The sequence below is a fragment of the Amycolatopsis albidoflavus genome, from assembly GCF_039525725.1.
In the GTDB taxonomy this organism is placed as follows: domain Bacteria; phylum Actinomycetota; class Actinomycetes; order Mycobacteriales; family Pseudonocardiaceae; genus Amycolatopsis; species Amycolatopsis albidoflava.
In genome coordinates, this window is record NZ_BAAAHV010000003.1 from 168,257 (window position 1) to 182,065 (window position 13,809).

General features: G+C 69.9%; 13 protein-coding genes and 1 tRNA gene. 11 read left to right on the forward strand and 3 right to left on the reverse strand.

All coding sequences use genetic code 11. The features are described from left to right. Positions 1-67: 67 nt before the first annotated feature. A complete protein-coding gene (locus ABD156_RS01820) occupies positions 68-691 on the forward strand; it encodes a DUF4190 domain-containing protein (protein ID WP_344265269.1) in 624 nt (207 codons plus the stop codon). A 170-nt stretch (positions 692-861) separates the two neighbouring features. After that, complete coding sequence (locus ABD156_RS01825; protein WP_344265272.1) at positions 862-1,140, forward strand: hypothetical protein; 279 nt, start codon at positions 862-864, stop codon at positions 1,138-1,140. 212 nt (positions 1,141-1,352) lie between these two features. Here ABD156_RS01825 and ABD156_RS01830 read toward each other — a convergent pair. Beyond that, positions 1,353-1,425 (reverse strand) — tRNA-Thr (locus ABD156_RS01830). Positions 1,426-1,634: 209 nt separating this feature from the next. Here ABD156_RS01830 and ABD156_RS01835 point away from each other — a divergent pair. The 6 genes from ABD156_RS01835 (at position 1,635) to ABD156_RS01860 (ending at position 9,652) form a co-directional block, all read left to right on the forward strand. Beyond that, positions 1,635-3,140, forward strand: a complete 1,506-nt coding sequence (locus ABD156_RS01835) for a threonine/serine exporter family protein (protein ID WP_344265275.1) — start codon at positions 1,635-1,637, stop codon at positions 3,138-3,140. A gap of 84 nt (positions 3,141-3,224) precedes the next feature. Further along, positions 3,225-4,676, forward strand: coding sequence for an alpha,alpha-trehalose-phosphate synthase (UDP-forming) (locus ABD156_RS01840; RefSeq protein WP_344265278.1), 1,452 nt, complete (start codon positions 3,225-3,227; stop codon positions 4,674-4,676). A gap of 41 nt (positions 4,677-4,717) precedes the next feature. Next, positions 4,718-7,252, forward strand: coding sequence for a trehalose-phosphatase (gene otsB, locus ABD156_RS01845; RefSeq protein WP_344265283.1), 2,535 nt, complete (start codon positions 4,718-4,720; stop codon positions 7,250-7,252). Positions 7,253-7,382: 130 nt separating this feature from the next. Further along, positions 7,383-7,916, forward strand: coding sequence for a hypothetical protein (locus ABD156_RS01850; RefSeq protein WP_344265286.1), 534 nt, complete (start codon positions 7,383-7,385; stop codon positions 7,914-7,916). Between the two features lie 39 nt (positions 7,917-7,955). After that, the gene (locus tag ABD156_RS01855) at positions 7,956-8,561 is read left to right on the forward strand and encodes an RNA polymerase sigma factor (RefSeq protein ID WP_344265289.1); all 606 of its coding nucleotides are present in this window, start codon (positions 7,956-7,958) and stop codon (positions 8,559-8,561) included. Then, on the forward strand, positions 8,558-9,652 hold the full coding sequence (locus ABD156_RS01860; RefSeq protein ID WP_344265292.1) for a hypothetical protein: 1,095 nt from the start codon (positions 8,558-8,560) through the stop codon (positions 9,650-9,652). The genes ABD156_RS01855 and ABD156_RS01860 overlap by 4 nt, the downstream gene beginning before the upstream one ends. On the opposite strand, the gene radA is transcribed toward ABD156_RS01860, so the two are convergent. Further along, positions 9,653-11,014, reverse strand: a complete 1,362-nt coding sequence (gene radA / locus ABD156_RS01865) for a DNA repair protein RadA (protein WP_344265295.1) — start codon at positions 11,012-11,014, stop codon at positions 9,653-9,655. 43 nt (positions 11,015-11,057) lie between these two features. Continuing rightward, on the reverse strand, positions 11,058-11,750 hold the full coding sequence (locus tag ABD156_RS01870) for a copper chaperone PCu(A)C domain-containing protein (protein WP_344265298.1): 693 nt from the start codon (positions 11,748-11,750) through the stop codon (positions 11,058-11,060). A 274-nt stretch (positions 11,751-12,024) separates the two neighbouring features. On the opposite strand from ABD156_RS01870, the gene ABD156_RS01875 reads away from it, so the two are divergent. Genes ABD156_RS01875 through ispF form a run of 3 tightly spaced genes read left to right on the forward strand, consistent with a single transcriptional unit; the run spans position 12,025 to position 13,698 of the window. After that, the gene (locus ABD156_RS01875; RefSeq protein WP_009084200.1) at positions 12,025-12,516 is read left to right on the forward strand and encodes a CarD family transcriptional regulator; all 492 of its coding nucleotides are present in this window, start codon (positions 12,025-12,027) and stop codon (positions 12,514-12,516) included. A gap of 55 nt (positions 12,517-12,571) precedes the next feature. Beyond that, positions 12,572-13,228, forward strand: coding sequence for an IspD/TarI family cytidylyltransferase (locus ABD156_RS01880; RefSeq protein WP_377926727.1), 657 nt, complete (start codon positions 12,572-12,574; stop codon positions 13,226-13,228). A gap of 5 nt (positions 13,229-13,233) precedes the next feature. Next, the gene (gene ispF / locus ABD156_RS01885; RefSeq protein ID WP_344266674.1) at positions 13,234-13,698 is read left to right on the forward strand and encodes a 2-C-methyl-D-erythritol 2,4-cyclodiphosphate synthase; all 465 of its coding nucleotides are present in this window, start codon (positions 13,234-13,236) and stop codon (positions 13,696-13,698) included. Positions 13,699-13,809: the final 111 nt, after the last annotated feature.

Here is a 13,809-nt window from a genome sequence, read left to right on the forward strand (position 1 = left end):
AAATGACGTAACACCCGTGGCGACTAGTGCGACCTGTTTGTGCACGGTCGATCACGAAAGGCTCTTAATGTCCGCCCCTGACTATCCCCCGCCGCCCGCACCCCAGGCGGCCCCGCCGGCCCACCAGCTCCCGCCGAAGAACGGGCTCGGCACCGCCGGGTTCGTGCTCGGACTGGTCGGCCTGATTTTCTCGTTCATCCCGGTCATCGGGCTCATCGCGTGGCCGTTGGTGATCCTCGGGATCATCTTCTCCGCGCTCGGCTTCGTCCGGACGCGGTCCGGAAAGGCCACGAACAAGGGCCTCTCGATCGCCGGTCTGGTGCTCTCGGTGATCGGCCTGGCGATGTGCATCGTGTGGACCGTGACGACCGCCAAGGCCGTCAACGAGATCAACACCGAAGCAAACCGCACGGTGACGATCCACTACGAGGTAACCGGCACCGCGAAGGAAGCCTCGATCAGCTACACCACCATCGGCGACGGCAACGCGTCCTCCAACCAGGACCAGCCGCAGACCCTGCCGTGGTCGAAAGACATCACCACGAAGGGCCTGTTCAAGGGCGGCAGCCTGTCGGTGACCACCGGCGCCGACGGCGGAGAAGTGACCTGCAAGGTCGTCGTGGACGGCAAGGAAGCCAAGACGGCGAAGGCGTCGGGCAACTTCGCGACCGCCACCTGCGACGGGTTCTGATTTTCCAGACGACCCGCTCGAAGCGGCACCGGACGCACGGAAACGTGTCCGGTGCCGCTGCCTCACCTCAGCTGGTACCACGAAATAGGCTCGAAACTGGATCTGGCTGGCACCAGAAGGATCTCGGACAGTGGGGTGAAGCACTGAGCGAACCCACCAGCGAGGCAGTCATGTCGGCCGAGATCCTTACGCTGAACCATCGCGAGCGAGCCACCCTCACGGCCGTCGGCCTCGGCCGCGCCGAAATGACCTGCAGCTGCGAACCCGATCTCTACATCGACGGCGTCGCGTGCTGCGACCAGTTCACCGCCCACCGCCTCGCCCGGTTCGCCTTGGTGGTCCCGCTGCGCGCAGGCCGCCGCGGCGAGCGCGTCCCGGCGCTCCTCACCGACGCCGGTCGGGCCGCGATCGATTTGCCCGCCGCTGATCTCCCGCGGTCCGCTGCCTGAACCACCGCGATGTCGTTGCGGATACGGCATTCTCGCGTGATGGCATACCTCAACGGCACAGCCACGCGAGTGGTGGATGACGACCTCACGACAACGTCGCGGTGACGGTCGTCGAGTTTGAGCACGGGGTCGCCGACCGCAGCGGCCGAAACATGTTTCAGGTACCAGCCGACGCGGTTATCTACGGCCGGACAGGTCCATGATCGAAACGGAGCCGGCAAGGGGGTTCGAACCCCTGACCTTCTGTTTACAAGACAGATGCTCTACCAACTGAGCTATACCGGCGCGCACCCGGCACCGGGCGCGCCCGAAGTATATCGGGCTGCCCCGGCCGCACCCGGACAACCCGCCCTAACCCCCAGGTCAGCAGCGAAAATCGACAAGATCCAACCCCATGCGGCACGATCGATGACAGGTGTGGCGGACGCCACTGCAACAGCTGGGGCGGTACGGCCGATGGTCCCCGGGAACGAACGAGGAGGTGGGGATCGATCATGAAGATCAACGAGCGTACCGGCCAGGGGGCCGCGCGCAGACGGTGGCCGATTCTCGAGCCTCCGCACCCGCGGTCCAGCCAGCGGCATCGGCCCAATCTTCTGCGCCGCCGCGCCTGGCACATTCTCGAGGCTCCGACGGCGGAACAGCCGGCGGTCGAGTCCGAGGAGGTGCTCGGGCCCAAGCCGCCCGACGACGCGACCGTCAACTTCGTTCTGGATCTCACGTTGCGGATCGGCGAAGTCCAGATGGCCAGTGGCGCCGGAGCTTCCGACGTCACCGCGACCATCCTCGCGCTCACCTCCGCACTCGGGCTGCCGCACTGCGAGGTCGACGTCATCTTCACGTCGATCACCGTCACCTGCCACCGCGGGACGGACCTCGCGCCGGTCACCGCGTTGCGAGTGGTCCGTTCGCGCAGTCTCGACTACACGCGGCTCAACGAGACCGAGGCGCTCGTGCGCCAGATCGTCCGCGGCAACACCGGGGCGGAGGAAGCGGTCACCGAACTGGACCGGATCACCTCCGCTCCGCACCCGTACGCGCGCTGGACCGCGACCGCCGCCTGGGGTGGGCTGGCCGGGTTCATCACGCTGCTGCTCGGCGGGGGTCTCGACATCGCGCTCGTCGCGATGGTCATCTCCGCCGCGATCGACCGGATCGGCAGGCTGCTCAACAAGTTCAACCTCCCGTTCTTCTTCCAGCAGGTGGTCGGCGGGCTGTTCGCGACGCTGTCGGCGATGATCATCGTCAGCAGCAACATCCTCACCACCGACCGGCCGACGCTGGTGGTCGCCGCGGCGGTCACCGTGCTGCTGTCCGGGCTGTCCACGGTTTCGGCGGTGCAGGACGGGATCACCGGGTACTACGTCACCGCGTCCGGCCGCACGATGGAAACCGCGTTGATGAGTGCCGGGCTGATCGCGGGCGTCGTGCTCGCGCTGCGGATCGCGGTGATGCTCGAACTGCCGCGCAAGCCGTTGCCCGACGTCCCGATCTCGACCGCGCAGGACCTGCCGATCATCGTCATCGGCGGGGCGGGCGCGGCCGCCTGCTTCGCGCTCGCCTCGTACTCGAAACTGCGCGCGATGCTCGTCGCCGCCGCGGCGGGCGCGATCGGTGCGCTCGTCTACGGCGCGTTGATCCTCGCGACGCTGGACGCGGTGAGCGCGTCAGCGATCGCGGCGACGCTCGTCGGGTTCTGCGGCGGCGTCATGGCGCGGCGGCTGAAGGTTACTCCGCTCGTGGTCGCCGTGTCCGGGATCACTCCGCTGCTCCCCGGCCTCTCCACCTATCGTGGTCTATACCAATTGGCAGTGTCGCCAGGCGGCAACATCTCCACCTTGATGACCGCGGTCGCCGTCGGGCTCGCCCTCGCGGCGGGCGTTGTACTGGGCGAATACCTCGCCCAGCCGGTCCGCACCGGGCTCGGCAGGCTCGAGCGCAAGCTCTCCGGGCCCCGCCTCGCCGGGCCGATGGAACCGACCGAAAGGCGTTTGGAGTAACCAGTTGGTCACCGGCCGGTCACTCCGCGCGCGCTAGGGTTTCCAGTGGGGCCGCGACCCGCCGATGACGAGGGAGCAGCTGGAGTGACTGACGCGATCGCCGAGGAGAAAAGCGCACCGTCCGCGGATTTCGTCGTGGTGGCCAACCGGCTGCCCGTCGACCTCGAACGGACCGCGGACGGGGAACAGCGCTGGACGGCCAGTCCCGGCGGACTGGTGTCCGCGCTCGAACCGTTCCTCAGGTCCCGCAAGGGCGCGTGGGTCGGCTGGCCGGGCGTGCCGGACGTCGAGGTGGACGAGTTCGACGACGACGGGCTCGTCCTGCACCCGGTGTCGCTCACCTCGGCCGAGGTCCGCGACTACTACGAGGGCTTCTCCAACGCCACGCTCTGGCCGCTCTACCACGACGTCGTCGCGCGGCCGGTTTTCGACCGGGCGTGGTGGGACAGCTACGTGAAGGTCAACCGCCGCTTCGCCGAGGCCAGCGCCACCGTCGCCGCGCACGGCGCGACCGTGTGGATCCAGGACTACCAGCTGCAGCTCGTGCCGCGGATGCTCCGCGAGCTGCGGCCCGACCTGCGCATCGGCTTCTTCCTGCACATCCCGTTCCCGCCGGTCGAGCTCTTCATGCAGCTCCCGTGGCGCGCGGAGATCGTGCGCGGCCTGATCGGCGCGGACCTGATCGGCTTCCACCGGCCCGGCGGCGCGCAGAACTTCCTGTGGCTGGCCCGGCAGCTGGTCGGCCTCGAACCCACCCGCGGCGCGGTCGGCGTCCGGTCCCGGCCGGGCATGGTGCAGGTCGGCGACCGCACCGTGCGCGTCGGCGCGTTCCCGATCTCCATCGACGCGGCCGGCCTCGACACGCTCGCCCGCAGCAAGGGCGTCGTCGAACGCACCAAGCAGATCCGCCGCGACCTGGGCAACCCGAAGACGGTGCTGCTCGGCGTCGACCGGCTCGACTACACCAAGGGCATCGACCTGCGGCTGCAGGCGCTGCACGAGCTGCTGCACGAAGGCCGCTTCGAACCCGGCGACGTCACGTTCGTGCAGCTGGCCACGCCGAGCCGCGAACGCGTCGAGCACTACCAGCGGATGCGCGGCGAGATCGAGCAGATGGTCGGCCGGATCAACGGCGAATTCGCCCGCGTCGGCCACCCGGTCGTGCACTATTTGCACCAATCCGTGAACCGCACCGAGCTGGCCGCCTTCTTCTCCGCGGCCGACGTCATGGTGGTGACTCCGTTGCGCGACGGGATGAATCTCGTCTGCAAGGAGTACGTCGCGTGCCGGCCGGATCTGGGCGGCGCGCTGGTGCTGAGCGAGTTCGCCGGCGCGGCGGCCGAACTGACCAGCGCTTTCCTCGTCAACCCGCACGATCTGGACGGGGTGAAGAACGCGTTGGAGGCTGCCATTACGCTCGACCCCGCCGAGGGCCGACGCAGGATGCGCGCCATGCGTCGACAGGTCCTCACCCACGACGTCGACCGGTGGGCGCGTTCGTTCCTCCAGGCGCTGGGTGCCGAACCGGCCGACTGACCCCCTCCCCCGTACCGCGCTGGACCTCCTGAGGAGGAGTGTTGACCGCCGAGGCGTTGCCCGCGGAGCTACGGCGCGCGATCGTGCAGATCGCCCGTACCCCGCGCCTGCTGGTCGCCTGCGACTACGACGGCACGTTGGCCCCCATCACCGCGAACCCGGACGAGGCGCGGCCGCTGCCTGAGTCCGTGGGCGCGTTGAGATCTCTCGCCGGCCTGCACGAAACGACCACCGCCGTGATCTCCGGCCGGGCTCTCCGGGACCTCGCGACGCTGTCGCGGCTCCCGTCCGAGGTGAACCTGGTCGGCAGTCACGGATCCGAGTTCGACATCGGCTTCATCCACGCGCTCGACGAGGACGCGAAGGCGCTGCACCGGCGGCTCGAACACGAGCTGGAACAGCTGGTGCTCGACGTGCCGGGGGTGTCGCTCGAGGTCAAGCCGGCGAGCATCGCGGTGCACGTGCGCCGCGCCGAGCACAACGCGGGCCGGCGCGTCCTCTCGGACGTGCACGAAGGCCCGGCGAAGTGGGAAGGCGTCACGACCACTGACGGCAAGGAAGTCGTCGAACTCGCGGTCGTGAAGACCGACAAGGGCAACGCCCTCGACACCCTTCGCCACCAGGTCGGGGCCACCGCCGCGGTGTTCCTCGGCGACGACGTCACCGACGAGAAGGCGTTCGCCCGGCTGGCCGGGCCGGACCTCGGGATCAAGGTCGGCGACGGCGAATCGCTCGCCGAGTACCACGTGCCCGACACCGTCGACGTCGCGATGGTGCTCGCGTTCCTGCTGGAAGAGCGGCGCAACTGGCTCTACGGCGAGTCCGCGACGCCGATCGAGCGGCTGTCGCTGCTGGCCAACGAGCGTTCGGTCGCGCTGGTGACGCCGGACGCGAAGCTGACCTGGCTGTGCCACCCCGGCCCGGACGCCCCCGCGGTGTTCGCCGACCTGCTCGGCGGTCCCGGGGCCGGGCACTTCTCGATCAAACCGCACCGCAACGGGCTCCCGCTCGGGCAGCGGTACCTGCCGAACACGATGACGGTCGAGACCCGCTGGTCGCGGCTGCTCGTCACGGACTACCTCGAACCGGAAAGCCCCGGGCACCGCACCGACCTCGTCCGCGTGATCTCCGGCGAAGCGGTGGCGCAGGTCGTGTTCGCGCCGCGGCCGGAATTCGGCGGCGTGCCGGTGAAGCTGGTCGCCGAGGCCGAGGGCCTGCGCGTGCTGGGCACGTCGGAGCCGTTCGTGCTGCGCTCGCCGGGGGTCGAATGGTCGATCACCTCCGACGGCCTGCAGGACACCGCGACCGCGCTCGTCCAGCCGGCCCCGGAGCAGCCGGTGGTGCTCGAATTGCGTTGCGGCACCACGGATTTCACCGCCCACGAACTGTCCGAAGTGGACCGCCGGGACCGGGCGGGCCGGTACTGGAGCGACTGGGCGGCGAAGCTCAAGCTGCCGACTGTCCAGACCGAGCTGGTGCGCCGTTCCGCGCTGACCCTGCGCGGGCTGGTCAACACCGACACCGGCGGCGTGCTGGCCGCCGCGACGTCGTCGCTTCCGGAGGAGATCGGCGGGGTCCGCAACTGGGACTACCGCTACTGCTGGATCCGCGACGCCGCGATGACCGTGCGCGAGCTGGTGCACCTCGGTTCGCACGAGGAGGCCGAGGGCTACCTGAAGTGGCTGCACGGCGTGCTCGCCACGCTGGCCGGCCCGGAGCGGCTGCACCCGCTGTACACGCTGGCCGGAAGCGTCATCGGCGCGGAGGCGGTCATCGAATCGCTGCCCGGGTACGCCGGTTCGCGGCCGGTGCGCGTCGGCAACCTGGCCAATCACCAGGTGCAGCTCGACGTGTTCGGCCCGGTCGTGGAGCTGGTCGCGACGCTGGCGAAGGTCCGCGGCGAACTGCGCGACGAGGACTGGCAGATGGTGCGCGCGATGGCCGAGGCCGTCACGCGGCGCTGGAACGAGCCGGACCACGGCATCTGGGAAGAGCGGCACGTGCCGCGGCACCGGGTGTACTCGCGGGTGATGTGCTGGGTGACCATCGACCGCGCGGTGCGCCTCGGCGACGAGTACGGCCGCGGAGTCCCGGGAGCCTGGCCTCAGCTGCGCGACCGGATCAAGGCCGACGTGCTCGAGCACGGCTGGAACGAAGAGGTGCAGGCGTTCACCACCGCCTACGACGGCACCGACCTCGACGCGGCGTCCCTGTTCGTGGGCCTGACCGGCCTGATCGACCCGGCGGACGAGCGGTTCCAGAAGACCGTGACGGCGATCGAGGCCGAGCTCCGCAGCGGTTCCACGGTGTACCGCTACCGGCGCGACGACGGCCTCCCCGGCGGCGAGGGCGGCTTCCACATCTGCGCGGCCTGGCTGATCGAGGCGTACCTGTGCACCGGGCGGCGCAACGAGGCCGAGGAGCTGTTCGCGCAGATCGTCGGCGCGGCGGGCCCGACCGGGCTGCTGCCGGAGCAGTTCGACCCGGTCGCGGAGCGCTCGCTCGGCAACCACCCGCAGGCGTACTCGCACATCGGCCTGATCCGGTGCGCGAATCTGCTGGCCGAAAAGGCTTGATCAGGCAAGCCCGTTAGCACGCCTCGGTGACAAGTGCCGTGAAGGCCGCCTTGCCGGAATCGCATTCCGTTAAGGTGGTCTTCACGAGCATTTGCACGTTCGTTCGGGTTGCCGGCGCGGAGGTGATGCGGTGAAGCAGTACTACGGGCAGCAGTCCGCGGAGTACGCCCCGCTGCCGCCGTTGTTCGCCGCCCGGGTGCGCGTCGCGTCCGTGGTCATCGGGGTTTCGCTGGCGATCGGCACGCTGCTCGTTTTCGGCATCACCGCACTCGTGAACCGTCCGCTGCACGGGCACAGCCTGCCGCGCGGCCTGCTCGGTCTCGCCGCTCTGCTGCTGCCGATGCTGTCCGTGCTCGCCACCGCCGTGGTGGTGCTGTCCGCACGCCGCTGTCTGCAGGGCGACTACCTGGTGATCGCCCGGGCCCGCGGCACGCGCGCGGCGCTGGCCGCCTGTTTCACCGCGCTGTCGATCAGCTGCCTGATCGCGCTCGGGGTGTCCGCGCTGGTGGATCTCTGGGGCAACCACGGCAAGCTCGGCTTCACCGAACTGCTCGCGACGTTCGCGAATTTCGCCATCGGCCTGATCGGCTACAGCGCCGGGCTCTGGTTCGTCCGGCCGTCGGTGAGCACGCTGGAGAAGTTCAGCGACCACCCCATCTGGTGAGGTCGTGAACGCTCGCCCGCCCTGCGGGCAAGAACAGGCATGCAGGTGACCCATGACGGTCCCGAGCCGGTGGCGACCGGCCCGCAGGACCGCCCCGACCTGGGCGGACCCGATCCGGCCCCGGCCTTCGGGCGGCTGTTCGACGCGCACGCGGCGACCATGCACCGCTACCTCGCGCGCCGCGTCGGCCCGGACACGGCGCACGACCTCGTCGCCGAGACGTTCCTCGTCGCGCTGCGCCGCCGGGAGTCGTATCAGCCGGAGCTAGGTACCGCGCGCTCGTGGCTGTACGGGATCGCGACGAACCTGCTGCGCCATCACGTCCGCAGCGAAACCCGGGCGCTGCGGGCCACCGCACGGCTCGCGAATTCCAGCGACCGCGGCCACGGCGGGCACGACACCCGGGTCGCCGAGCAGGTGGACGCGCAGGCCCGCACGGCACAGCTGGCCGGTGCGCTCGCGAAGCTGAGCGTCGCCGATCGCGACACGCTGCTGCTGGTCTCGTGGGCCGGGCTAGAACCGGTCGAAGTCGCCGAGGCGCTCGGCATCCCGCCGGGCACCGTGCGTTCGAGACTGCACCGGATCCGCAGATGGCTGCGCACCAATCCAGGCGCATCGAGCCGCGAGGAGGCGAAGGAACAGTGAACGACGACACCGTGCGGCATCTGTGGTCCGACGCCGAACTCGACGAGGCCCTCGCCGCGCTGCACCCGCACGAGGAGACCACCGACCGCGCCGAACTCGACCGAGCCCGCGCGAGCATGATGCGGGCCGCCGCGGCAGTGAGCGAATCGGATGAACCCGTTGTCCCGCAACGGAAACAGCGCTCCGGCGCGTGGCGATGGATCGCGGTCGCCGCGGCGGTCGCGCTCGTCACCGGCGGCGTGGTCGTGGTCCGGGAACTGGCCAGCGCACCGTCGACGCTGGCGCCCGCGGGCACAGGCTCCGCTACGGACGGCCGCGAAGCGGGCGCGCCGTTCAACCACGTCGTGACCAAGTACAGCCGCACCGCGTTGGTGAACGGGACCAGTGTGTTCAGGGTTCGGGACCAGGTGGACCTGTGGATCCCGGCCGACCCGACCGGAATCTGGAAACGCCGCTGGACCCGGGCCGAACCGCCGACGCTGCTCGGCGGGGAGCCCCGGGACAGCGCGAAATTGCCCGGGCCGTCCCAGGCCGAGCAGTCCGCGCCCGGCGGGCGGTTCACGCCCGACTTCCGCATTCCCAGCGGAGATTCACCCGCCGGCACTCTGGGCTGGTCCCTGCCGACCCCGGAATTCGTCGCGAGCCTGCCGACCGACCCCAACAGCCTGGCCAATCGCCTCCTGAAGGACCGCATCCCTCCGGCGCTGTCGCCCATCGGCGACGGGCCACTGCCACAGCCGTTGGCTTACGGCACTCCGAAGGTCCCTAGCCGCATCAGCTATCCGTCGGCGACCGGGATGATCCTGAACGTGCTCGCTTCCGGGTACGCGTCGCGCGAGCTGCGGCTCGCCTTCATGAAAGCGATGGACGACCCGACGCTCGGCTTCCAGCGGGTGCAGACCGGTCCGGGCTTCACGCAGTACGCGGTGTTCACCGGCCCGTACAAAATGCTCGTCTCAGTCGACGCGACGCGGCTTCAGCTCACCGACATCCAGGTGCTCTCCACGAGCACCGTCACCGGCTTCGCGCCCGGCACCTTGGTCAGCTCCGCCCAGTTCTCCTCCGAGACGACCGACCGGGCGGGAGACTGATCATTTCGCGTGATTCGCCGCGTTGAGCGCGCTCGCCACGTCGGGCACCTCCAGCACCCGGATGCCGTCCGGGAGCTTGCCGGAATCCGGCGGCACCAACGCGTGCGTGAAGCCCAGCCGGGCCGCCTCGGCCAGCCGGCGGGCGACGTTCGGCACCCGCCGGATTTCGCCCGCCAGCCCGACTTCGCCCACCGCCACCAATCGCGGCGAGAGGGCCACGTCGTGCAGTGAGGAGGTCAGCGCGAGCACCAGCGCCAGGTCGATCGCGGGCTCGGTGATCTTCATGCCGCCGACCGTGGCGACGTAGACGTCCTTGTCGCCCAGCTTCATCCGGCCGCGTTTTTCCATCACGGCGAGCACCATGGCGATCCGCGCCGAATCGAGGCCGCTCACCGCGCGCCGCGGCTGCGGCATGCCGCTGCTCGACACCAGCGCCTGCACCTCGCCCAGCAGCGGCCGTTTGCCTTCGACCGCGACGGTGACCGCGGTGCCCGGCACCGGCTCCGCCGTCCGGCTCAGGAACAGGCCGGACGGGTCCGGCACGCCGACGATGCCTTCCTCGGTGAGTTCGAAACAGCCGATCTCGTCCGCCGCGCCGAACCGGTTCTTGATGCCGCGCACCATCCGCAGCGTCGAATGCTTGTCGCCCTCGAATTGCAGCACCACGTCCACCAGGTGCTCCAGCACGCGCGGACCGGCGACCGACCCGTCCTTCGTGACATGTCCCACGAGCACGACCGGCAGCCCGCGTTCCTTGGCCAGCGCGACGAGCCCGGAGGTGACCGCGCGGACCTGCGTCACCCCGCCCGGCGAGCCCTCGACCTGCGGCGACGCCATGGTCTGGACCGAATCGACGATCAGCACGCCCGGCTTCACCGCGTCGACGTGCCCGAGGATCGCGGACAGGTCGCTCTCCGCGGCGAGGTACATCTCACCGTGCACGTTGCCGGTGCGCTCGGCGCGCAGCCGGACCTGTCCCGCGGATTCCTCGCCCGTGACGTACAGCGAACGCCCGGCCGTGACCGCCCATTGATAGGCGACTTCGAGCAGCAGCGTGGACTTGCCGACCCCGGGTTCGCCCGCCAGCAGCGCGACCGCACCGGGCACGAGCCCGCCGCCGAGCACGCGGTCCAGCTCCGGCACGCCGGTGGCCTTCGCCCGGGCCGCCTCGACGTCCACCTCGGCGATCGGCCTCGCGGGCGCGCTCGGCGCTCCGGCGGCCACCCGCGCGATCGCCGGTTTCGCGGAGCCGCGCTCCTCGAGCGTGCCCCACGCCTGGCATTCCGGGCAGCGGCCGAGCCACTTAGCCGTTTCGTACCCGCATTCCGCGCACCGGTGGACGGTGTTGCTCTTCTTCACCACGCCGCGAGGCTATCGGCGGGCACCGACAGAAACGCGGCGGCGATCAGGAGCGCGGGTGCGCCGGCGCGGCGACCGGCAGCTCGACCACGATCGGGCCGGCGTTCTGGAAGGTGAAGGTGACCTTGATCGTCGCGCCCGGCCACAGCGGCTGCTTGAGGCCCTGCAGCACGACCTTGCCGGTGCCGAGCTGGCTCGCCGCGCCGCCGTTCTCGCCCGCCTGCGGCGCGTTCGACGCCGAGTTGGGGGCGGAGTTCGACGCGCTGTTCGAGGCCGAGCCCGGGGCCGAGCTGGGCGCGCCGTTGGCGGCCGAGTTGGTCTCGGAGGCCGGCGTGCTGTTGGCCGATTCCGGCTGCGCCGGAGCGCCCTGCTCGACCGCGTCGGCCGGGCCGATCACGAGCGAGTGGCCGGCGACGATGGCCGAGTCGCCGGAGATCTGCGCGGGGCCGGAGGCGCCCTCGGACGTCACGGAGACGAGCTTGTCGTCCTTCTGGCCCTGGTTGACGACAGTCAGCGTGAGCGGGGCGGGCGAACCGGCCGCGTAGCCGGGGCCCTGCGCCGGGTACTGCACCGCGACGTTGCGCAGCACGATCGTCTTCACCTGGGCGTAGGTGCCGTTGACGGCGGGCTGCTGGGTGTCGGTCTGGGTGATCTGACCGGCTCCGCAACCGGCGAGCACGAGTGCGGCGCCGAGCGCCGACACGCCTGCGCCGAGCACGCGGCGATTCTGCAGCCTCACGTCAGAGTCCTTCCCTTTCACGGCCTCGTCCTTCCCGAAGACTAGCCGGGCGGTTCTTCGCGCGCGGAACCGGTGTGCGTTCCCGGCCGATCGACTGTCCACAAAGGATCCCACGGTGCCGGTCGGGGCGCTGTCGGCTCACCTGCATGAGCACGGCGAAAACCGGTTTGTCAAGCCCTGCCCAGGCCGCTGACCTGCGACGACGATCCCGGGTCGCTAGGTGGCCGCCGAACAGCCGTGATAGGATGGAGTCAGCGAAAGGGGCAGAGGACACATGGTTTTCAAGGTCGGAGAGACCGTCGTCTACCCGCACCACGGTGCCGCACTCATCGAAGCCATCGAGACCCGCGTGATCAAGGGCGAGGAAAAGAAGTACCTCGTCCTCAAAGTCGCGCAAGGGGATCTTACGGTTCGCGTGCCCGCTGACAACGCCGAGATCGTCGGCGTACGCGATGTCGTCGGGCAAGAAGGACTGGACAAGGTCTTCGATGTTCTGCGTGCTCCGCACACCGAAGAGCCCACGAACTGGTCTCGTCGGTACAAGGCCAACCTGGAGAAGCTCGCCTCGGGCGATGTGAACAAGGTGGCCGAAGTGGTGCGCGACCTCTGGCGGCGAGAAAAGGACCGCGGACTTTCAGCCGGCGAGAAACGCATGCTGGCGAAGGCACGGCAAATCCTGGTCAGCGAGCTCGCGCTCGCGGAGGGCACCGACGAGGGCAAGGCGGAAACGCTCCTCGACGAGGTTCTAGAGACCGCGACGGTCTGACCCCGGGTCCTCCGGTTCGCCGCCGAGGCAACCGGTTCCCTACGATCACGACCTGATGAACCCACAGGTGCTCAGTGTCGCGTTCGTGACTGTCGCGCACCGTCCGGCCGATCCCGAGCTCGCGCTCACGGCGGTCGGTGGTGCAGCACTACTCACGCACACCGTGCGGGGGCTGCTCGGCACACCGGAGATCGATCTGGTGGTCGCCGCAGCCCCCGAGCGGTGTGCGAAGTCGTTTTCCGAGGCTCTTAGCGGCCTCGATTGCCGGGTCGTTCCCGGTGCTTCGCTCCGGCAGGCATTCGCCGCCGTCGAGCCGCTTCTTTCCCCCGACGCCGTCGTGCTGGTGCACGACGCGCTGCGGGCGTTCACTCCACAACGGACGGTCCAGCGCGTGCTGGCCGCGGTCCGGGACGGCGCGCCCGTCGCGGTTCCGGTGCTGCCGATGTCCGACACGGTGAAAACCACTGACGAAACCGGAATTGTCACCGCCACGGTGGATCGCGACGGACTCCGCAGCGCACAAACCCCGGTTGGTTTTTCCCTTTCCGCATTCCGCTCCGCGCTCGCCGATTCCGCTGACCCCGGTCTCGCCGACACCGCGGGCGCGGCCACCGTCCCTGGCGACCCGGACGCGATGCGCGTCGCGAGCGCCTTCGAACTAACCCTCGCCGAGGCGCTCGTCGCGGGCGGGGACCGAGAGGATCCCCTGTGACCGATCTGCGGGTAGGCAACGGCGTCGACGTCCATCCGGTCGAGCCGGGCCGGGAATGCTGGATGGCCGGCTTGCAGTGGCCCGGAGTCGACGGCTGTGCGGGCCACTCGGACGGCGACGTCGCGGCGCACGCCCTGTGCGACGCCCTGCTGTCCGCCGCCGGTCTCGGCGATCTCGGGGCGGTATTCGGCACCGGCGATCCGCGCATGGACGGCGCGCACGGCACCGACATGCTCGTGGAGGTGCGCGCGTTGCTGCGGGCGGAGGGCTGGCAGGTAGCCAACGCGACCGTGCAGGTCATCGGCAACCACCCGCGGATCGGGAAGCGGCGCGACGAGGCGCAGCAGGTGCTGAGCGACGCCATCGGCGGGCCAGTGAGCGTCTCGGGGACGACGTCGGACGGGCTCGGGCTCACCGGTCGCGGCGAGGGCATCGCAGCGGTCGCGACCGCGCTGCTGGTGCGCGGCTGAGCAAAATGCGCTCGTGCGGGAAATCGTGATATTCCATTTTCCCGGATACTTGACCAGCGAGAACAACACTGCCCGGGAAAACGATCTTCGCCGATCGGGCAAAGATCTCCG